Source organism: Nocardia sp. NPDC047038 (assembly GCF_040644075.1).
GTDB lineage: Bacteria > Actinomycetota > Actinomycetes > Mycobacteriales > Mycobacteriaceae > Nocardia > Nocardia sichangensis.
On record NZ_JBEYVQ010000015.1, the window covers coordinates 137,589 to 156,360 of the forward strand.

Sequence of the window (18,772 nt, forward strand, 5' to 3'; positions counted from 1 at the left end):
GCGGCGCTGCCTCCGCGGTCCGTTCCCGGAACGACCGCGGAGGCAGCCGAGCCGTCAGGCCTGGGTGGCCATCCATTCGTTCACCCGGCGCTCGGCCTCTTCGCGCGACACGTCCTCGACCTTGGTGAGCACCACCCAGCGGTGCCCGAAGGGATCGATCACCACGCCGAACCGGTCGCCGGTCACGAAGGTCTGCGGCTCCTCGACCTTGCGGGCGCCGTGTTCGACGGCGCGCCGCACCACGGCGTCGACATCGGGGCAGTAGTGCACGATCGAGGTGTGCACCCACTCGCCGTTCGGCGCCAGCACGCCGTTGTCCGGGATGGGCAGCCCCATCTGCAGGGTCGAGTCGCCGATCTTCAGTTCGGCGTGCGCGGGCTGCCCGTCGGGCATGTCGTTGCGAGTGACGACCTCGGCCTCGAAGACGGCGGTGTAGAAATCGATCGCTTTGTTGCCGTCGCCGACCGCGAGGAAACAGGTGATCGAGTGGTAGCCATCGGCAATGGGATTCACTGTGTTCGTCATGACCACTACTTTCGCCGGTCCGGGCCCCCGGGTCTTGTAAGAAAGCGACACCGTGCCGCGTAGCGCCGAATCATCCGCCGCCGAGCCGCCGCAGCCCCGCAATCCCTTCGCGCCCGAGGACACGAAGGGCATTCTGCATCCGGACGAGCAGGCGAAGCATCGCTCTCTGGTTCGCTTGCCGCCGGGTCCCGCGGTCGACCGCTACATCGAGTGGTACTGGGCGGTGAGCTGGGATCTGCGGGGCAGGCCGCCGTACCGGGCGGAGGTCCTGTCCTATCCGAGCGTGAACGTCACCTTCGAGCGATCCGAAACGCGCACCGGCGGATTCGTCAACGGCGTGACCACCACGAAATTCATCCGCGAACTCAGCGGGCTCGGGGAGACGTTCGGCATCCGCTTCCGTGCGGGCGGATTCGGCGCGTTCACCGGCCTGGATGTCGGCTCGTTCCGCGATCGCGCCGTGCCACTCGCCGACGTGCTGCCCGACGCCGCGAGCTTGACCGAACGCGTGCTGGACGCGCCGACTGTCGAGCGGCGTCGCCACATCGTCGAGGAATACCTCGCCGACCACCCCGCGGACGAGGACCCTACCTATCGGTCGGTGCTGCGCATCATCGACGCCATGGCCACCGACCAGGAGCTCACCAGGGTCGATCAGATCGCCGAGCGGTTCGATGTGCCCGCCCGCACGCTGCAGCGCATGTTCCGCCGCTACGTCGGCGCGGGGCCGAAATGGGTGCTGCGGCGCTATCGATTGCAGGACGGCGCCGACCTGCTCGCGAAAGGCCGTACCGAGGATCTCGCCGCGTTGGCCGCGGAACTGGGCTATTTCGACCAGGCCCATTTCTCGCGTGAGTTCACCGCGGAAGTGGGTATGGCACCCCTGGAATACGCCAAGAATTCCCTACGTCTCCGGAACGAGGTCACCGCCAAGGTCATCCCGGCGAGGGCTTAGTTGCCGGACAGCCGACGAGGAGCTGGACATGGATGTCGTGGTGTTGATCGGACGAGTGTTGTTCGCGCTGCTGTTCCTGGCCTCCGCCCTCGGGCATTTCACTCAGACCGAGGCGATGGCGGGGTACGCGCGGAGTAAGGGCGTCCCGATGGCGAAGGCCGCAGTGTTCGGCTCGGGGGCGCTGTTCCTGCTGGGCGGCCTCAGCGTGCTGTTGGGCATCTGGGCCGACCTCGGTTCGCTGCTGTTGGTAGTCGCGCTGCTGCCGACGGCGGCCGTGATGCACCGGTTCTGGCAGGAGTCCGATCCGCAGACCAGACAGGGCGAGATGATCCATTTCAACAAGGACGTCGCCCTGGCGGGCGCCGCCCTGATGCTGTTCGCGTTCTTCGCGCACGTCGACGAACTCGGATTGACCATCACCGGTCCGCTTTTCGACCTCTAGTCCGCGCTCCGCGCGCTAATATTGCGCGTCCTTTTCACCGCAGGAAGAAGAAGCCATGGACATCATCGGAGCGATTCTCGGCATATTCTGGGCAAACTATCGGCAGTGGCCGTAGCCGCACGGTAGTCCGGGCCCGATCGGTCCGTTCCCGGCACGTGATCAACGTGCGGGGCGGACCGATCTTCGTGTGACGGACCTGGCTCTGTGATGAATATCCCAGGCCCGCAACGGCGTTGAAGGCCGTTGTGGCACATCACAAGTTTAGTTCTCCGAAATTGCGTCTGCCCTGGTTGGTCCGGCCCTTCCGGTATTCCCTGGCGAATACGCGGCGGGAATGGCCGGACGGCCCCGGTGTGATGTCTTGCGATTTCTGAAATTTCCGCACCGATTGCCGCTATGGTCGACCCCAGTCGCCGCGCCGGCGCGCCGTCGAACCAGAGGCGAACCCGTGCGCAGCACCCGACACACCGCATAGTTGGAGGAGAAATGACCGCCTACCGGACCATTGTCGTCGGTACCGATGGCTCGGACTCGTCGTATGTCGCCGTCGAGAAGGCAGGGGCCCTGGCCGGTGTGTCCGGCGCGACCCTGGTCGTGGCCTGCGCGTACTACCCGACCGACGACCGCGATGTCGCCGCCGCGGCCGACGTGCTCAAGGAGGAGGCTTACCAGGTACGCGGTTCCGCGCCGACCAATGAGATCCTGCGCGTCGCCAGGGACAAGGCGATCGCGGCGGGTGCGGCCGACATCGTCGAGCGCGCCATCGTCGGCGAGCCGGTGGAATCGCTGCTGGCGCTGGTCAAGGAGGTCGACGCCGATCTGCTGGTCGTCGGTAACCGGGGCCTGAACACATTGGCCGGACGGCTGCTCGGCTCGGTGCCCTCCGATGTGGCGCGCAAATCGCGCTCCGACGTCCTGATCGTGCACACCGTGCGCTGAGTCCCGCCTCGGCCGAAAGGCTCCGCGCCCACCGCGAACAGCGTTGTGGCACGGAGCCTTTCGTCTTCCGGTGCGTCGGTGATCAGCGCAGCCGGTCGAGCACGGCGGGCAGGTCCGCGCTGTGCACCACGCCGAGCCGCTGGGTGGCGCGGGTCAGCGCGACGTACAGATCGTTGAGGCCACGCGGCGATTCGTCGAGGATGTCCCGCGGTTCCACCAGGTAGACCGCGTCGAACTCCAAACCCTTCACCTCGTGCACGGTCAGCACGCGCACCGATTCGCTCGCGAGGTCGGCCAGCGGTGCCACCAGCGCCTGCGGCGCGATCACCGCCGTGGTCCCCGGCCCCGTCTCGGTGGCGACCAGCCGGGCGACCTCCGCGTGCACGTCGCCGGGCTCGACCCGGTACGCGCGCGGCGCGCGGCCGGTCTCGCGGACCGAGCGCGGCGCGGTCGCCGTCGGATCGATGGCGGCGAGGACGTCGGCGGCTACGTCCATGATCTCCGCGGGGGTGCGGTAGTTGACGGTGAGTTCGGTCAGCTTCCACCGGGCCGCGACGTAGGGCTCCAGCATCCGCTGCCACGACGACGTGCCCGCCGGGTCGCCGGTCTGCGCGACGTCGCCGACCACCGTCACCCACCGGTTCGGGATGCGCCGCATCACCATGCGCCAGGCCATCTCCGACAGCTCCTGCGCCTCGTCCACGATCACGTGGCCGTAGGTCCAGGTGCGGTCGCCCGCAGCGCGCTCCGCGGTCGTCTGGCGGGTGCGGAAGTCCTGGCGTTCGGCCAGCTGGCCGGCATCGATCAGGTCGTAGGCCATCAGAATCTCGGGATCGAGGTCGTCCTCCAGGTCCTGGGGCGCGGAGCCGGTGAGGATGTCGAGGGCGTCCTGCGCCTCGGCGAGCTGGGCGCGCCAGCGTCGGCGGGCGCGTTCGCGTTCCTCGGTGTCGTCCACGCCGAGCAGTTCGGCCAGCTCGTCCAGCAGCGGTGCGTCCGCCGGACTGAACCGCCCGTCGTCCGGCCGGAGCAGTTCGGCGCGGTCGGCCGGCTCCAGCGAGCCGGCGGCCCGGTCCAGTCGCTTCGGGTCGGCGAGCAGTTCGGCCAGGACATCCTGCGGGGACAGGATCGGCCACAGTTTCGCGATCGCCGCCTGGATCTGCGGGTCGGCGCGCATCTCGTCGCGGATCTCGGTGAGATCGGCCGAGCTGAGCAGACTGGGCCCACCGGAGAGGTCGGCGCCCATGGTCGCGGCGAGCTGATCGGTCAGCGCATCGATCACCGAGGCGGCGAAGATCGGCCGCGCCAGGTTGTGCGGGCGGCGCGAGGAACGGGCGCGGCCACGGGCCTTGGTGGCGATCTTGCGATCCAGCGTGACCGGATAGCCGTCGAAGCCCAACCGGATCGGTTCGGCGGGCACCTCCTGACGGTCGCGCACGGCCTGCTTGAGCACCTCGAGTATCGTCAGCGACCCCTTGATCTCGCCCGCGCGCAACGAGTCCTCGCGCGCGGCCCGGACGCCGGGGTACAGATCGCCGATGGTGGACAGCAGCACGCCGGTTTCGCCGAGCGACGGCAGCACCTGCCCGATGTAGTCGAGGAAGGTGGCGTTCGGCCCGATGATCAGCACGCCGCTCTTGGCCAGCTGCTGCCGGTAGGTGTAGAGCAGATACGCCGCCCGGTGCAGCGCGACCGCGGTCTTGCCGGTGCCGGGCCCGCCCTGCACCACGAGCACGCTCTTGTGCTCGGAGCGGATGATCGCGTCCTGCTCGTGCTGGATGGTCTCGACGATGTCGTTCATGTGGCCGGTGCGCGCGGCGTTGAGCGCGGACAGCAGCGCGCTCTCGCTGCCGACACCGCCGTCCGCGGCCGTCACGCCGGCCCGGCGCGCGGCGGTCAGATCGAGGTACTCGTCGTTGATCGCGGTGACCTTGCGGTTGCGCGAGCGGATGTGCCTGCGCCGGGTCACCCCGTCCGGCGCCGCGGTGGTGGCCAGGTAGAACGGCCGCGCCAGCGGGGCGCGCCAGTCCAGCAGCAGGCTCTCGTAGTCGTCCTTCTCGTCGAGAATGCCGAGCCTGCCGATGTAGCGGTACTCCTCCTGTTCACCGTCGAGGTCGATGCGGCCGAAACACAGGCCGTGCTCGGCGGCGTCGTATTTCGCCAGGTCCTCGGTGTAGAGCTGACTGAAGGACTCCCGTTCGCTGCGGGCCTGCGGCGTGCCGCCGGTCTCCAGCAGCACGGTGCGCAGGCGATTGCGCGCGTAGTCGCGCATCTCGTCGAGCCGCTCGTACAGCACCGACAGGTAGGCCTGCTCCTGATCGGTTTCGCGGGTCCGCTCGGGCGCGCCGCCGCCTGCGGCACGGTCCTGAGTGAGGTCGGGCAAACTGAACTCCTTGTCACCGCGAACAGGCGCGAGCACGCCGCCGGGATCGGGCAGGTGCACGCACGGAAAACAGAGTTGTCGAGTCTACTGGGGTTGCGGCGGGCTCGCCGTAACCGCAGGTGAGGCCCCCGGCGCCGGGGCGGGGGTGAGGTCGGCGGGCGGTGTGAGCTGCACCGGCGTGAAGTGCTCGACCACCGGGAACGGGTCGTAGAAGTGGTGTAGCAGGTCCTTCCAGCGCTGATATTCCGGCGAGCCGCGGAATCCGACGACGTGATCGTCGAGCCGGTCCCATTCCACCCGGAGCAGGTAGCTGCCCGGCGACTCGACACCGCGCGACAGCGACAGCGCCCGGAAGCCGGGCATGCTCGCGATGATCGGCCGTGCCGCGGCGAAGGCGGCTTCGAAATCGGCGGCGAGTTCGGGGCGAACCGGCAGAAGTGCGTGTTCGATGATCATGGCGAGCTCGTCAGGACGCGTGGGTGCTGTTGGGTCTGCGGCCTTTGGTGACGGTGCCTTCCCGCCGTCCAGGCGGCTTCGCGCGGTACATCGCCAAGTCCGCGTCGTGCAGCACCGCCTCCGGGCTGCGCCGGTCGCCCACCCCCAGTTCGGTGACGCCGATCGAGGCGTTCACCTCGATCCGGTGCCCGCGCGCGATGATCGGCTCGGCCATGGTGGAGCGCAACCTGCTCACCAGTGCGTCGATGTCGACGCGGCGGGTGCGGCCGGACAGCAGGACCAGGAATTCGTCGCCGCCGAGCCTGCCGACGATGTCGTCGCCGCGCAGGGCGCGCTGCAGGCGCTGGGCGACGATCTGCAGCACGGTGTCGCCGATGGCGTGCCCGAGCGTGTCGTTGATCGCCTTGAACCCGTCAAGATCGATGAACAGCACGGTGGACACCGGCAGCAGTTCCTCGGTGCTGGCCAGCGCGGCGGCCAGCTGGGACAGGATCAGCGAGCGATTGGCCAGCCCGGTCAGCGAGTCGTGCGTGGCCTGATACTCCAATTGCCTTCTGCTGGCGCGGAATTCGGTGATGTCGGCGAAGGAGGACACCGCCGACGAGCGCGGATCGCCTGGATTGAGCAGGCGGCTGCTGCCCGACAGCCAGCGCCGCTGGCCGTCCACCCGGTCGACGCCGAAGACATAGCCGGTGATCGTCTCGCCCGTGGCCAGCGTGCGCGCCACCGGATGGCGGCTCGGCGGCAGCGGCTGGGCGTTCGCGTCCAGCAGCACCAGCGGCAACGACTGGATGGTGCGCCCGATGACCATGCCGTCGGGCCCCTCGGTACCGAAGATGCGCTTGGCCGCCGGGTTCATCGACTCGATCCGGCCCTCCGGATCGATCACCACGACGCCCTCCTCCAACTGGGACACGACCGTGGTGAAGTAGTGCTCGGCCCTGCGCTGCGCGGCCTCGGCATGGCGCTGGGCGGTGAGGTCGTGGATGACCACCTGATAGGCGAGGTGATCGTGCCACGCGGTCAGCACGGACACCGTCTCCACGGGCACGGTGCCGCCGTCCACCCGCATCAAGGTCATCTCGGTGGGAATCGAGGCCGCGCCCGCGGTGGTGAGTGTGCTGATGCGGTCGAGCATCGAGGGGACGGAGGCGGGGTGGACGAAGTCGGTCAGCGGGCGGCCGATGATCTCCTCGGCGTCCTCCGCGGCGAGCAACCGGACGGTGGCCGGGTTGACGTAGACGACCCGGCCACGCTCGTGCACACAGATCCCGTCCGGGGTGTGCTCGACCAGGGAGCGGTAGCGCGCAGCCAGCTGTTCGGCGGCGTCGACCGCCGCGGCCAGCTTGTCGTCACCCACTCGAACCCCCGATCATCGACCCCATTATGGCCATTGGAACACGGGATTATTCTGGTATCGACGTGGACAAGATCACATCCTCCACGCTATTGCTTCGATCACAGTACTGGCACGTTCTCGGGCCGGATCCGGCGATCATGGCAGAAACCGGTTTCTGCGTCGAGGCGGGGCAGACGGTTCGGCCCGCCCTGGGAGCCGGTGAAGGAGCGATACATGCCGGGTGCCGACCCGAACGCCGCTACGCGGTTCCGCACCGATCCGCGGGGGCCTCGAGACAACATGACCATCGCCGGGATCGGCGCGATCACCGGATACGGATGGGGACGTGAACAGCTGTGGGACGGCTTGCTCAGCGGCAAGTCGGCGGCGGCTCTGCAACCGGGCTACGGGCCCGGCCGCGACGACGACGCGTGGGTCGCGCTCGTCCCCGACGGCGGGGACCCCGAGGTGAGCACGAGCCGGTACGGGCGGGCCGTGCACGAGGCGGCGCGGGAGGCCGTCGCCGACGCACGCGACCGGGGCTGGCGGCCGGGCCGCACCGTCGGCCTGCTGCACGCCATCGTGCTCGGCGACGTGGTGAACTGGCGCGACTTCTACCTCGTCGACGGCGGCCGCCGCCGGTCGAGGGACTACCTGCGGCTGTTGCCGTCCACGCCGGTCTCGATGCTGATGCAGGAATTCGGCTTCCACGGCCCGGCGATGAACATCTCCGCCGCGTGCAGTTCCGCCAACGTCGCGCTCATCACCGCGAAGCTCTGGCTGGACGCGGGCATGGCCGACGACGTGATCTTCGTGGCGACCGACCTGTCCGCAACCCCGGACATGCTGGACAGTTTCGTGCGGCTCGGCGCCGCGGTCGCCGACGCCGAACCGCTGGACGCCTGCCGTCCCTTCCAGGAGGGCAGTCGCGGCTTCAGCATGGGCGAGGCCTCGGTGGCGTTCGTGCTGACCCGTTCGGTGGATCGGCCCTATGCGGCGGTGCTCGGCGGCGCCATGTCCAACGACGCCTATCACGTGGTCTCGGTCGACCCGACACACGAGCAGATCCTCGACTGCGCTCGCGGCGCGCTCGCCGCCGCGCACGTCACCGCCGCCGACGTGCGCTATTTCAACGCGCACGGCACCGGGACCCGGCAGTGTGACGTGGCCGAGCACCATCTGCTCGCGGACGTGTTCGCCGACCGCCCGCACATCTACGCGGTGAAGCCGCTTGCGGGCCACTGCCAGGGCGCCGCGGCCGCCGTCGAGGTCGCGGCCGCCGCGCTCGGCTACGACCGGGGCATCGTGCCCGCGGCCCCGATCGTCGCGCCCGCGCATCCACGGCTGCTGGACGGCCCCACACCGTTCGAGGGCGGCATCACCGTGAAGCTCTCCCTCGGTATGGGCGGCAACAACTCCGTCGTGGTGCTCGGCGCCGCGTGATCGTGGCCGCCACGCGAGGCGCGGCGCGGGCACTCGCCCCGGGCCGAGCCTGAATTCCGCCTGCGCCAGTCTTTTTCGCTCGATGGGGACTTTCGGCCCTGTTCGCGGCATCCCCCGCGGTGCTGGCATGGGGTGGGACGAATCGATCCGGAAGGCGGGGCAATGCAGATGGTCTCATCGGGACTGCGATTCGCGTCGGACCAGTGGACGACGGCCGCGGGGCCGGAAGTGGCGGTGACCACGCGTGGGGAGGTCTCGGCCATGGACGTGACGCGGGCGGTGCGCGCCATCACCCGGGTTCTGCGCAGGCATCATCTCGACGGGCCCGCCCGGGTGCGTCTCGGCGCGCCGCCCGATCCGGAGGCGCCGACGGTGGTCCAAGTCGACGTCCACCACCGGGATGTGGTCACCCGGGTGCAGGTCACCGGGCCGCGCGGGTTCGCGGTGACCTTCGCCGCCGAGCGGCTCGACCGGCGACTGGCCCGCTCGGCCGCGGGCGAGACGCGGACCTGGCCCGATCCGGCCCGCCCTCCGCTGGCCCGCGCGGGTGCGCCGCGTCCGATCGTGCGCCGCAAGCGGTGCGTCCTGTCCGTCTGCACGCCCGCCGAGGCGGTCGCGGTGCTGGACGCCATGGACTACGACGCCCACCTGTTCATCGACGCCGAGACCGGTGCGGACGCGGTGGTGCACTGGGCGGAGGCGGGCGTGCGACTCGTCCGCCAGTGGGCGACGTATCCGCCGATCCGGTCGACGGAGCCGGTGCGCGGCACCCCGCCGATCCTGGCCGACGCGGCTCCCGCCGCCTGCCTGGACCCGGCCGAGGCCGCGAACATCCTGTGCCACAAGGGATTGCCGTTCCTGTTCTGTACCGATCCGGGTAGCGGGCGTGGCGGGCTGCTGTACCGGCGCCACGACGGCGACCTGGCGATCGTGCTGCCCGCCTGACTCTCAGGCCAGCGGCGCGGACCAGTGCACCCTGGTGCCGCCGCTGTCGGTCCGCTGCACCGTGCAGTGACCGTCGGACATGCTCGCACGCTGCGCGAGGTTGGCCAGACCGCTCGGTGTCACCTGCGCGGGCATCCCCGCGCCGTTGTCCTCGACGAGCACGGTCAGTTCGTCGCCGACGGTGATCTCGACGGCGAGCCGGTTCCCGCCGGAATGGCGCACCGCGTTGCTGACCGATTCGCGCACCACGGCTTCCGCGTGGTCGGCGAGCTCGTCGCCGACCACCGACAGCGGCCCGGAGAACCGCACACTGGTCCGGAACGCGCCGTCGGCGGTCTGCTGGCGGATGGCGTCCTCGAGCCGACGGCGCAGTGGGTCGCCGCCGTGCAGGTCGAAGATCGACGTACGGATCTCCTGCACGACCTCCTGCAGACCGTCCATCTCCACCGAAAGCCGTTGCCGCACTACGGGATCCTCGGTGCGGGCCGCGGTGGCCCGCAACCCGAGCCCGACCGCGAACAGTCGCTGGACCACATGGTCGTGCAGGTCGCGTGCGATGCGGTCGCGGTCGGCGAGCACGTCGAGTTCGCGCATTCTGCGCTGGGTCTGGGCCAGTTGCATGGCCAGCGCCGCCTGATCGGTGAACGCGGCGGTCAGGTCCACCAGTTCGCCGGGGTACGGGGGACACCCGGGTGGCCGCACCACGATCAGTACACCGAGCGCGAGGTCCGCGGTCTGCAGTGGCAGCAACAGCGCGGGCCCCGCCGCGCCGACCTCGGCCCCGAGATCGACCGATTCGGCGTCGGCTAACCGCACCGGCGCGCGGCGAGTGAACGCCGTGCCGGTGGCGGTATCCGCGATGCGCACCCGCTCCGGGCCCCCTCCAGGGCCGAACCATTGCGCCACAACGAGTTCGGTGGCTTCATCGGGCGGCGTCCCCGGCGCCACCACGGCCAGCAGCGCCTGCTGCGAACCGGTCAGCGCGCGGGCGCGCGCCACCACCTGCGCGAGCACGAGATCCGGCGCCGTGCCCGCGAGGAACTCGGTCGCGATGTCGCGCGTCGCCTCGATCCACGCCTGCCTGGTCCGCGCGGATTCGTACAGCTTCGCGTTCTCGATGGCGATACCCGACGCGGCGGCCATGGCGAGCACGATGGCCTCGTCGTCCTCGGTGAACGACTGTCCCCCGGCCTTTTCGGTGAGGTAGAGATTGCCGAAGATCTCCTCGCCGACCCGCACCGGGACGCCGAGGAAACTGCCCATCGGCGGATGGCCGGGCGGAAAGCCCACAGCGGCCGGATGTTCCGACAGATCGTCCAGCCGGATCGGGTGCGGGTGCGCCGGCAGCAAGCCCAGTACGCCGTGTCCCTCGGGGGAGCGGCCGATGTGGGCGGCCGTCGCGTCGTCGACGCCGTGGAAAATGAACTCGACCAGCCGGTCGTCGTGGCCGCGGATGCCGAGCGCGCCGTAGCGGGCCGCGACCGAGCGGGTGGCGGTTCGCAGCAGGGCGCGCAGGGTGTCGAGCACCGTTGACGGGAGATGCTGGGTCAGGATCGTCATGGATGAGTGGGGGAGGCCGGTGGGGGGCGCACAGCGGGCTCAGTTTAGTCGGGGACCGGTGCGCGCGGGGCGCAGTTGTGCGGAGTGGTGACCGGTCTCGCCGGAGACATCCGCGCCGCGCTTCTGTGGGTGTCTGTGGGTGCTCGCACCGTGCTGACCAGTTCGTTCGCCGCGCGTGCTCGAGGTTTTCCATCCCACCACCGCGGAGTGATCTCGCGCACCGCGCATCCGTTGGGGGCGTCGCGGGCCGCCCTGCGTCGGGCTGCCTGCCGTAACTGTGTCGACCAGGGGAATGCCGAATGACGTCGCGCTGTTGACCAGTGGTGCCGGGAGGGCGATGCTACGGAGGCGTCCTGGCCCGTTTCCCGGCTCATCCGCAACGTCCGGCCACAGGGGTCCCGTCATTCGCCCAGGTGACGGCCGGTCCGCGAAACTTGTCGGTGCCCATGCCTAGCATGGCGGCCGGGGGTATGTCTGGACGCCGAACACGAAGGAGAAGGGACGGCCGTGGCGGAACGCCTCACTGTGCGCGGAGCTCGGGAGCACAACCTCAAGGGTGTCGATCTCGACCTGCCCCGCGACAGCCTCATCGTGTTCACCGGTCTGTCCGGCTCCGGCAAGTCGAGCCTGGCCTTCGACACGATCTTCGCGGAGGGGCAGCGGCGCTACGTCGAGTCGCTGTCGGCGTACGCGCGGCAGTTCCTCGGTCAGATGGACAAGCCCGATGTCGACTTCATCGAAGGCCTCTCGCCCGCGGTGTCCATCGACCAGAAGTCGACCAACCGCAACCCGCGCTCGACCGTGGGCACCATCACCGAGGTCTACGACTATCTGCGGCTGCTCTACGCGCGAGCGGGCACGCCGCACTGCCCCGTCTGCGGCGAGCTGATCGCGAAGCAGACGCCGCAACAGATCGTCGACCAGGTGCTGGCCATGGAGGAGGGCATCCGATTCCAGGTGCTCGCGCCGGTGGTGCGCACCCGCAAGGGCGAGTTCGTCGACCTGTTCGACCAGCTCAACACCCAGGGCTACTCCCGCGTGCGGGTGGACGGCGTGGTGTATCCGCTCACCGATCCGCCGAAGCTGAAGAAGCAGGAGAAGCACGACGTCGAGGTCGTCGTCGACCGCCTGGCGGTGAAGCCGAGTTCCAAGCAGCGCCTGACGGATTCCATCGAGACCGCGCTGCGCCTGGCCGACGGCATCGTGGTGCTCGACTTCGTCGATCGCGACGAGCACGCGCACGACCGGGAGCGCCGCTTCTCCGAGCGCCTCGCCTGCCCGAACGGCCACCCGCTCGACATCGAGGACCTGGAGCCCCGCTCCTTCTCGTTCAACTCGCCCTACGGCGCCTGCCCGGACTGCACCGGCCTCGGCATCCGCAAGGAGGTCGACCCGGAACTGGTGGTGCCCGACCCGGCGCTGAGCCTGAACGACGGCGCCATCGCGCCGTGGTCGCGCGGCCAGACCGCCGAGTACTTCACCCGGCTGCTCTCGGGCCTCGCCGATTCCATCGGCTTCTCCATGGACACCCCGTGGCAGGATCTGCCGCCCAAGGCGCGCAAGGCCGTGCTGGAGGGCAGCGCCGACCAGGTGCACGTCTCCTACACCAACCGCTACGGCCGCAAGCGCTCGTACTACGCGGACTTCGAGGGCGTGATGCCGTTCCTGCAGCGGCGCATGGAGAACACCGAGTCCGAGCAGATGAAAGAGCACTACGACGGGTACATGCGCGACATCCCGTGCCCGGTGTGCAACGGCGCCAGGCTGCGCCCGGAGATCCTCGCCGTCACCATCGCCGCGAACGGCGACAAGAAGTCCATCGCCGACGTCAGCGATCTGTCCATCGGCGAGTGCTCGGCGTTCCTGAACTCGCTCACCCTGGGCGAGCGCGAGGCGGCGATCGCGGGGCAGGTGCTCAAGGAGGTGCAGGCGCGGCTGGGCTTCCTGCTCGATGTCGGCCTGGAGTACCTCACGCTGTCCCGCGCGGCCGCCACCCTCTCCGGCGGCGAGGCGCAGCGGATCCGGCTCGCCACCCAGATCGGCTCCGGCCTGGTCGGTGTGCTGTACGTGCTCGACGAGCCGTCCATCGGCCTGCACCAGCGGGACAACCGCAGGCTCATCGAAACCCTCACGCGGCTGCGCAATCTGGGCAACACGTTGATCGTGGTCGAGCACGACGAGGACACCATCCGCGCGTCGGACTGGGTGGTCGACATCGGCCCGTTCGCCGGCGAGCACGGCGGCACGGTGGTGCACAGCGGGCCCTACGAAGAGTTGCTCACCGATCCGAACTCGCTCACCGGGGCATATCTGTCGGGCCGGGAACGCATCGACGTGCCGCTGGTGCGCCGCCCGGTCACCAAGAAGCGGCAGCTCACCGTGGTCGGGGCGAGCGAGCACAACCTGAAGGGCATCGACGTCGCCTTCCCTCTCGGTGTGCTCACCTCGGTGACGGGCGTCTCCGGGTCGGGCAAGTCGACCTTGGTGAACGACATCCTGGCCACAGTGCTGGCGAACCGGCTCAACGGCGCCCGGCAGGTGCCGGGCAGGCACACCCGGGTCAACGGGCTCGACCACCTGGACAAGCTGGTGCAGGTGGACCAGTCGCCGATCGGCCGGACGCCACGGTCCAACCCGGCCACCTACACCGGCGTCTTCGACAAGATCCGCACGCTGTTCGCGGCCACCACCGAGGCGAAGGTGCGCGGATACCAGCCGGGCCGGTTCTCCTTCAACGTCAAGGGCGGTCGCTGCGAGGCCTGCTCCGGCGACGGCACGCTGAAGATCGAGATGAACTTCCTGCCGGACGTCTACGTCCCCTGCGAGGTGTGCCACGGCGCCCGCTACAACCGGGAAACCCTCGAGGTGCACTACAAGGGCAAGACCATCGCCGAGGTGCTGGACATGTCCATCGAGGAAGCCGCCGAGTTCTTCGAACCGGTCACCTCGATCCACCGCTACCTCAAGACCCTGGTGGACGTCGGGCTCGGCTACGTACGTCTCGGCCAGAGCGCTCCCACCCTCTCCGGTGGTGAGGCCCAGCGAGTGAAACTCGCCGCCGAGTTGCAGAAGCGGTCCACCGGCCGCACGGTGTACATCCTCGACGAGCCGACCACGGGCCTGCACTTCGAGGACATCCGCAAGCTGCTGAACGTCATCAACGGCCTGGTGGACAAGGGCAACACGGTGATCGTCATCGAGCACAACCTGGATGTCATCAAGACCTCCGACTGGGTGATCGACATGGGTCCAGAGGGCGGCTCCGGCGGCGGCACCGTGGTGGCGGAGGGCACGCCGGAGGAGGTCGCGGGCGTCGCGCACAGCTACACCGGTCAGTTCCTGAAGGAAGTGCTGGACCAGCCACCCGCGCCGCAGAGCGTCGCGAAGAAGGCTCCGGCGAAGAAGACCGCGGCCAAGGCCACCAAGCGTCCGGCGAAGAAGGCCGCGGCGGTCGGCTGACCTCTCGTGCGATGCGGCGCGGTCCGGGTGCACCGGGCCGCGCCGCCGTTCGTTCAGCGATTGGCGATGGCGTGGATCAGTTCGGTGAGTTCCTTCGGCTTGGACCACATCGGCCAATGTCCCGTGGGCAGGTCGACGTACTCGGCGTCGATGCGTGCCAGTTCGGCGAAGAGGGGAGTTTCACCGTTGTCGCGCAGCTTCTCGACCACGTCGGCGGTCATGCTGCTGCAGATCACGGTGGTCGGGACCGCCAGGCGGGCGTCCGAATCGCTCAACCGGAGCGGGGCGGCCGCGACGGACGTGGGCTCCGACACGGCACGCTCGCGAAAGCGCGTCAAGGCGGCCTCGTCCAGGCCCGCCAGGCTGTTGCCCGCGGCCTCGAGTTCCGGCCATTCCGGCAGAATCCATTCGCGCACGGCGACGTCGAGCGCGGAGTTGATGACGAAACCGTTCGGCAGCGGCGCGCTGTCGACGTAGATCGCCCGACGGAACAGCTCGGGCGCGCGGTCGATGGCGAGATAGGCGGGCGCCGCCCCGCCGGAATGCGCGACGAGCACGACGGTCTCGCCCTCGGGCACCGCGTCGACGATGGCTTGCGCCTGGGATTCCAGGGTGGCCGACAACCGGTCCGGGTCGGCTTCGTCCAAGCCGGGCAGTGTGAGCGCCACTACCTCGTTGCCACGCCGCCGCAGGTCGGGTGCGACCTCGTCCCACGCCCATGCACCGAGCCAGAATCCGGGAGCGAGAAGAATCCGAGTAGCCATGGGCCCACTGTGCCCCACCCGTTGGGGAACTTCCTAAACATCGTTGTCCCCGCTCATATTTCGCTCACAACTCCGGCGCTGCTGCGGAATCCTCCTGCACCGGGTGGAGCCGGAAGGGCAGCAGGTCGGCCAGGGCCATGGCGCCGCTCGTGATCAGAACCGCACAGCCGATCCGCGCGACCAGCGACACGAACGGCGGCGACAGCATCACCTGCATCGCCGCGCCGAGTCCGCCGAGCCTGGGAACCGATCGGGCGGACATGTCGCGGCCGGATGCCCGCGCAAGCTCAGCCGCAGGCCGGTCGGTGTCCGGCGCGGCGCGTTGCCCGCGTTGTCGCCGACCTTTGAGCGGCCCGGGGAACGATCGAGATCAGTAGACCGGGCCGGTGTACTTCTCGCCCGGACCCTTGCCCGGCTCGTCGGGATGCGCGGAGGACTCACGGAACGCACGTTGCAGCGACTGCAATCCCTCGCGCATCGGTCCGGCGTGGGGCCCCAGGTACTCCACCGACGCCGTCACGAGTCCGGCCAGCGCGGTGATCACGCGGCGTGCCTCGTCCAGGTCGCGGCGCGGGCTGGTCTCGGGGTCCTCGTCCGCCAGCCCGAGCTTCTCGGCCGCCGAACTCATCAGCATCACGGCGGCGCGGCTGATCACCTCGACCGCGGGGATGTCGGCCAGTTCGCGTACGGAGGCGTCGAGCTCGTCAGTCATGCCTTCAGGCTAGCGACGCCGCCTGGAGCATCCGGAGGTGGCCGATCTCGGCGATGTCGGCGAGGTGGATCCCGGCGAGTGACCAGGTCAGGTCGAACTGCCATCGCAGCAGGTCGCGGGGTCGTGTGGGCACCGGGGGAGCGTGGCATGCCGGAGGCGGCCGGGCAATGGTTCGCGGCCGATTCGGCGATAGCCGAACGGAATGTTAGACTTTCCGCTGACGACCGCCCCGGGCTGCCCCGGGGCTGATAAGTGGAGCCCGACTCCCACCGTTGCCGACGAGTCATCGTACGGTCCAGCGGTCCGGTCACTCACCCGCGAGGGTGGGTTTCTCGTGCCGGGGTTCTCATGGAGAACCCTGCCGCGCGAGAGTCGACCCGAGTTCGCTCGTGGTCGGTGATCGGTCGACATCGGGCCCCGTGCGCGGAATACCGCACCGGGGCCTTTGTGTTGAACAGGGGTTGCAGTTATTGCGCGCGGTCGTCTGACGACACCGCTTGACCTAGGAGGCCCCATCAGCACTGAGACCCGCATCAACGATCGCATCCGTGTTCCCGAGGTCCGGCTCATCGGACCGGGCGGCGAGCAGGTTGGGATCGTGCGTGTTGAAGATGCACTACGCGTCGCCCTCGAAGCCGACCTCGATCTGGTCGAGGTGGCACCGGATGCCCGTCCGCCGGTCTGCAAGATCATGGACTACGGCAAGTTCAAGTACGAGACGGCGCAGAAGGCGCGCGAGTCTCGGAAGAACCAGCAGCAGACGGTGATCAAGGAGCAGAAGCTCCGCCCGAAGATCGACGACCACGACTACGAGACCAAGAAGCGCAACGTCGTGCGCTTCCTCGAGGCCGGGTCCAAGGTCAAGGTGACGATCATGTTCCGGGGACGCGAGCAGTCCCGCCCCGAACTCGGTTTCCGGCTGCTGCAGCGGCTGGCGTCCGACGTCGCCGATCTCGGTTTCGTGGAAACCTCGGCCAAGCAGGACGGTCGCAACATGACCATGGTCCTCGCCCCCCACAAGGGCGCGAAGACCCGGGTGAAGGCGCAGCAGGAGTCGGCTTCGCGCCCGGCGCCCAGCGCCGCCCCGGCCGGTCAGCCCGCCCCGGAGCAGGCCGAGACGGCCGGCCCGCAGTAACACCGATCAGAACACCGGCGGTCCGCCCCGACCGCCGGGACGACAGATAGAGGAATCCATGCCGAAGATGAAGACGCACAGCGGCGCCTCGAAGCGATTCAAGGTGACCGGCAAAGGCAAGCTGCTGCGCCAGCAGGCGAACCGTCGCCACCTGTTCGAGCACAAGCCCAGCCGCCGGACTCGTCGTCTGGACGGTGTGGAAGTCGTCGCCTCCGCCGACGTCCGTCGCGTGAAGAAGCTGCTCGGTCTCTGATCGCGCCCGCGCGCAGACCGGCACGCACTCGCGACCGGAGTTACCTCCGTCGCCACCCCGACCCATTTCCGGGCGCCGCCCCGCGCCCCCAGATCGAACAGGACTGACCAGTGGCACGCGTCAAAAGGGCCGTCAACGCTCAGAAGAAGCGCCGTTCCATCCTCGAGGCCTCCAAGGGCTACCGCGGCCAGCGCTCGCGGCTGTACCGCAAGGCCAAGGAGCAGCAGCTGCACTCGCTCACCTACGCCTACCGGGACCGCCGGGCGCGCAAGGGTGACTTCCGCAAGCTGTGGATCGCGCGCATCAACGCCGCCGCGCGGATCAACGACATCACCTACAACCGCTTCATCCAGGGCCTGAAGGCCGCCGGTGTGGAGGTGGACCGCAAGATCCTCGCCGAGCTCGCGGTGTCGGACGCCGAGGCGTTCGCCGGCCTCGTCGCGGTCGCCAAGGCCGCCCTGCCGCAGGATGTCAACGCGCCGGCCGCCTGAGTCGCGTTCGTTGACACCCGGACGACTTTCGGAACGACCCGTGGAAGCGCTCAGTGAGCGCAATCCGCGGGTCGTTTCCGCTGTCAAGCTGCAACGCGGAGCGCAGCGCCGCAAAGCGGGCCGATTCCTCGCCGAAGGAGCCAATGCCGTCGCCGCGGCCCTGGAGACCGCGCGCGTCCACGAGCTGTTCTATTCGCAGGCGGCCGCCGAACGCGACCACGCGCTGATCGCGGGGGCGTCCGCGGCGGGCGTCCGCACCACGCTGGTCAGCGACCGCGCGGCGGAGCATCTCGCGGAAACGGTCACGGCGCCGGGCTTGGTGGCGGTCTGCGATCTGCTCGACGTGCCCTTGGCCACGATCCTCGACGCCGGACCCCGGATGCTCGCCGTCCCGGTCGAGATGGCCGAGCCGGGAAACGCCGGCACGGTCATCCGAGTCGCCGATGCGGTCGGCGCCGACGGCGTGGTGCTGGCGGGCGACACGGTCGACCCGCACAACGGCAAATGCGTGCGAGCCAGCGCGGGCAGCATCTTCCATGTGCCGATCGCCCGGCACCGCGATGTCGCCGAGACGCTGGATGCGATCGCCGCGGCGGGCATCACGATCCTCGCTACGGCGGCGAACGGCGAGGTCGACCTCGACGACGCCGACGAATTGTTCACCGAACCGGTGGCCTGGCTGTTCGGCAACGAGGCGCACGGCCTCGACCCGGCCGTCGCGCGCCGCGCCGACCACCGCGTCCGCATTCCCATTCGCGGCCGCGCCGAGAGCCTGAATCTGGCGACGGCCGCCGCGATCTGCCTGTACGCGAACTCGCGCGTGCGGTACTAGATTTCCAGCGCCTGCGGCGCTGGGTGTTCGCGGCCCCCTTGTGGCTCGCGTTTGCGCGGCCGCCGCTTGCTCCTTCGTCGCGTGCGCGGCGGCCGCGCAAACGCCAGCCCGACAGCCCACCGAACAAGCGGCGTGAAGCGTA

General features: G+C 69.4%; 18 protein-coding genes and 1 pseudogene. 10 read left to right on the top strand and 9 right to left on the bottom strand.

What is annotated here, in order from left to right:
• Positions 1-54: 54 nt before the first annotated feature.
• A complete protein-coding gene (locus ABZ824_RS32700; RefSeq protein ID WP_355078215.1) occupies positions 55-525 on the bottom strand; it encodes a VOC family protein in 471 nt (156 codons plus the stop codon).
• Between the two features lie 52 nt (positions 526-577).
• Between ABZ824_RS32700 and ABZ824_RS32705 the strand changes: the two genes are divergently transcribed.
• From ABZ824_RS32705 to ABZ824_RS32715, 3 genes are all read left to right on the top strand, one after another.
• A complete protein-coding gene (locus ABZ824_RS32705; RefSeq protein WP_356967870.1) occupies positions 578-1,480 on the top strand; it encodes a helix-turn-helix domain-containing protein in 903 nt (300 codons plus the stop codon).
• Between the two features lie 28 nt (positions 1,481-1,508).
• On the top strand, positions 1,509-1,922 hold the full coding sequence (locus ABZ824_RS32710; protein ID WP_355078213.1) for a DoxX family membrane protein: 414 nt from the start codon (positions 1,509-1,511) through the stop codon (positions 1,920-1,922).
• Between the two features lie 486 nt (positions 1,923-2,408).
• A complete protein-coding gene (locus ABZ824_RS32715; RefSeq protein WP_355078212.1) occupies positions 2,409-2,861 on the top strand; it encodes a universal stress protein in 453 nt (150 codons plus the stop codon).
• An 82-nt stretch (positions 2,862-2,943) separates the two neighbouring features.
• Here ABZ824_RS32715 and ABZ824_RS32720 read toward each other — a convergent pair whose 3' ends face one another.
• The 3 genes and pseudogenes from ABZ824_RS32720 to ABZ824_RS32730 form a co-directional block, all read right to left on the bottom strand.
• The gene (locus ABZ824_RS32720) at positions 2,944-5,154 is read right to left on the bottom strand and encodes an ATP-binding domain-containing protein (protein ID WP_356967897.1); all 2,211 of its coding nucleotides are present in this window, start codon (positions 5,152-5,154) and stop codon (positions 2,944-2,946) included.
• Positions 5,155-5,412: 258 nt separating this feature from the next.
• Positions 5,413-5,697: pseudogene (locus tag ABZ824_RS32725) on the bottom strand (antibiotic biosynthesis monooxygenase); the annotation flags it as partial.
• A gap of 10 nt (positions 5,698-5,707) precedes the next feature.
• Positions 5,708-7,057: a diguanylate cyclase gene (locus ABZ824_RS32730; RefSeq protein ID WP_355078211.1), complete on the bottom strand. Its 1,350-nt coding sequence runs from the start codon at positions 7,055-7,057 to the stop codon at positions 5,708-5,710.
• 279 nt (positions 7,058-7,336) lie between these two features.
• Between ABZ824_RS32730 and ABZ824_RS32735 the strand changes: the two genes are divergently transcribed.
• Entirely contained in the window at positions 7,337-8,479 is a 1,143-nt protein-coding gene (locus ABZ824_RS32735) for a beta-ketoacyl synthase N-terminal-like domain-containing protein (protein ID WP_355078341.1), read from the top strand.
• A gap of 162 nt (positions 8,480-8,641) precedes the next feature.
• Positions 8,642-9,424: a sigma 54 modulation/S30EA ribosomal C-terminal domain-containing protein gene (locus ABZ824_RS32740; RefSeq protein WP_356967873.1), complete on the top strand. Its 783-nt coding sequence runs from the start codon at positions 8,642-8,644 to the stop codon at positions 9,422-9,424.
• Between the two features lie 3 nt (positions 9,425-9,427).
• Here ABZ824_RS32740 and ABZ824_RS32745 read toward each other — a convergent pair whose 3' ends face one another.
• The gene (locus ABZ824_RS32745) at positions 9,428-10,984 is read right to left on the bottom strand and encodes a GAF domain-containing protein (protein ID WP_356967875.1); all 1,557 of its coding nucleotides are present in this window, start codon (positions 10,982-10,984) and stop codon (positions 9,428-9,430) included.
• A gap of 507 nt (positions 10,985-11,491) precedes the next feature.
• On the opposite strand from ABZ824_RS32745, the gene uvrA reads away from it, so the two are divergent.
• Positions 11,492-14,443 carry an excinuclease ABC subunit UvrA gene (gene uvrA, locus ABZ824_RS32750; RefSeq protein WP_356967877.1) on the top strand — a complete coding sequence of 984 codons (2,952 nt, stop codon included), beginning with the start codon at positions 11,492-11,494 and terminating at the stop codon, positions 14,441-14,443.
• A 53-nt stretch (positions 14,444-14,496) separates the two neighbouring features.
• Here the strand turns inward: uvrA and ABZ824_RS32755 are convergent, their stop codons facing one another.
• The 4 genes from ABZ824_RS32755 to ABZ824_RS32770 form a co-directional block, all read right to left on the bottom strand.
• On the bottom strand, positions 14,497-15,207 hold the full coding sequence (locus ABZ824_RS32755; RefSeq protein ID WP_356967879.1) for an alpha/beta hydrolase: 711 nt from the start codon (positions 15,205-15,207) through the stop codon (positions 14,497-14,499).
• A gap of 64 nt (positions 15,208-15,271) precedes the next feature.
• Positions 15,272-15,424 carry a hypothetical protein gene (locus tag ABZ824_RS32760; protein ID WP_356967881.1) on the bottom strand — a complete coding sequence of 51 codons (153 nt, stop codon included), beginning with the start codon at positions 15,422-15,424 and terminating at the stop codon, positions 15,272-15,274.
• 153 nt (positions 15,425-15,577) lie between these two features.
• Positions 15,578-15,919: a DUF1844 domain-containing protein gene (locus tag ABZ824_RS32765; RefSeq protein WP_355078206.1), complete on the bottom strand. Its 342-nt coding sequence runs from the start codon at positions 15,917-15,919 to the stop codon at positions 15,578-15,580.
• Between the two features lie 4 nt (positions 15,920-15,923).
• Complete coding sequence (locus tag ABZ824_RS32770; protein WP_356967883.1) at positions 15,924-16,052, bottom strand: hypothetical protein; 129 nt, start codon at positions 16,050-16,052, stop codon at positions 15,924-15,926.
• A 351-nt stretch (positions 16,053-16,403) separates the two neighbouring features.
• On the opposite strand from ABZ824_RS32770, the gene infC reads away from it, so the two are divergent.
• From infC to ABZ824_RS32790, 4 genes are all read left to right on the top strand, one after another.
• Positions 16,404-17,054 carry a translation initiation factor IF-3 gene (gene infC, locus ABZ824_RS32775; protein WP_355078340.1) on the top strand — a complete coding sequence of 217 codons (651 nt, stop codon included), beginning with the start codon at positions 16,404-16,406 and terminating at the stop codon, positions 17,052-17,054.
• A 58-nt stretch (positions 17,055-17,112) separates the two neighbouring features.
• Positions 17,113-17,307, top strand: coding sequence for a 50S ribosomal protein L35 (gene rpmI / locus ABZ824_RS32780; RefSeq protein WP_355078204.1), 195 nt, complete (start codon positions 17,113-17,115; stop codon positions 17,305-17,307).
• Positions 17,308-17,417: 110 nt separating this feature from the next.
• Complete coding sequence (gene rplT / locus ABZ824_RS32785) at positions 17,418-17,798, top strand: 50S ribosomal protein L20 (RefSeq protein WP_039797323.1); 381 nt, start codon at positions 17,418-17,420, stop codon at positions 17,796-17,798.
• Between the two features lie 40 nt (positions 17,799-17,838).
• Positions 17,839-18,630 (top strand): RNA methyltransferase, encoded by a 792-nt coding sequence (locus tag ABZ824_RS32790; RefSeq protein WP_356967886.1) that lies wholly within the window; start codon positions 17,839-17,841, stop codon positions 18,628-18,630.
• The last annotated feature ends 142 nt before the right edge of the window (positions 18,631-18,772 follow it).

What these genes read in the sequence shown, in the direction of transcription:
- ABZ824_RS32700 (WP_355078215.1), bottom strand. Translation starts at nt 525, where the DNA reads ATGACGAACACAGTGAATCCCATTGCCGATGGCTACCACTCGATCACC.
- ABZ824_RS32710 (WP_355078213.1), top strand. Translation starts at nt 1,509, where the DNA reads ATGGATGTCGTGGTGTTGATCGGACGAGTGTTGTTCGCGCTGCTGTTC.
- ABZ824_RS32715 (WP_355078212.1), top strand. Translation starts at nt 2,409, where the DNA reads ATGACCGCCTACCGGACCATTGTCGTCGGTACCGATGGCTCGGACTCG.
- ABZ824_RS32735 (WP_355078341.1), top strand. Translation starts at nt 7,337, where the DNA reads ATGACCATCGCCGGGATCGGCGCGATCACCGGATACGGATGGGGACGT.
- ABZ824_RS32740 (WP_356967873.1), top strand. Translation starts at nt 8,642, where the DNA reads ATGCAGATGGTCTCATCGGGACTGCGATTCGCGTCGGACCAGTGGACG.
- ABZ824_RS32745 (WP_356967875.1), bottom strand. Translation starts at nt 10,984, where the DNA reads ATGACGATCCTGACCCAGCATCTCCCGTCAACGGTGCTCGACACCCTG.
- ABZ824_RS32755 (WP_356967879.1), bottom strand. Translation starts at nt 15,207, where the DNA reads ATGGCTACTCGGATTCTTCTCGCTCCCGGATTCTGGCTCGGTGCATGG.
- ABZ824_RS32760 (WP_356967881.1), bottom strand. Translation starts at nt 15,424, where the DNA reads ATGCAGGTGATGCTGTCGCCGCCGTTCGTGTCGCTGGTCGCGCGGATC.
- ABZ824_RS32765 (WP_355078206.1), bottom strand. Translation starts at nt 15,919, where the DNA reads ATGACTGACGAGCTCGACGCCTCCGTACGCGAACTGGCCGACATCCCC.
- rpmI (WP_355078204.1), top strand. Translation starts at nt 17,113, where the DNA reads ATGCCGAAGATGAAGACGCACAGCGGCGCCTCGAAGCGATTCAAGGTG.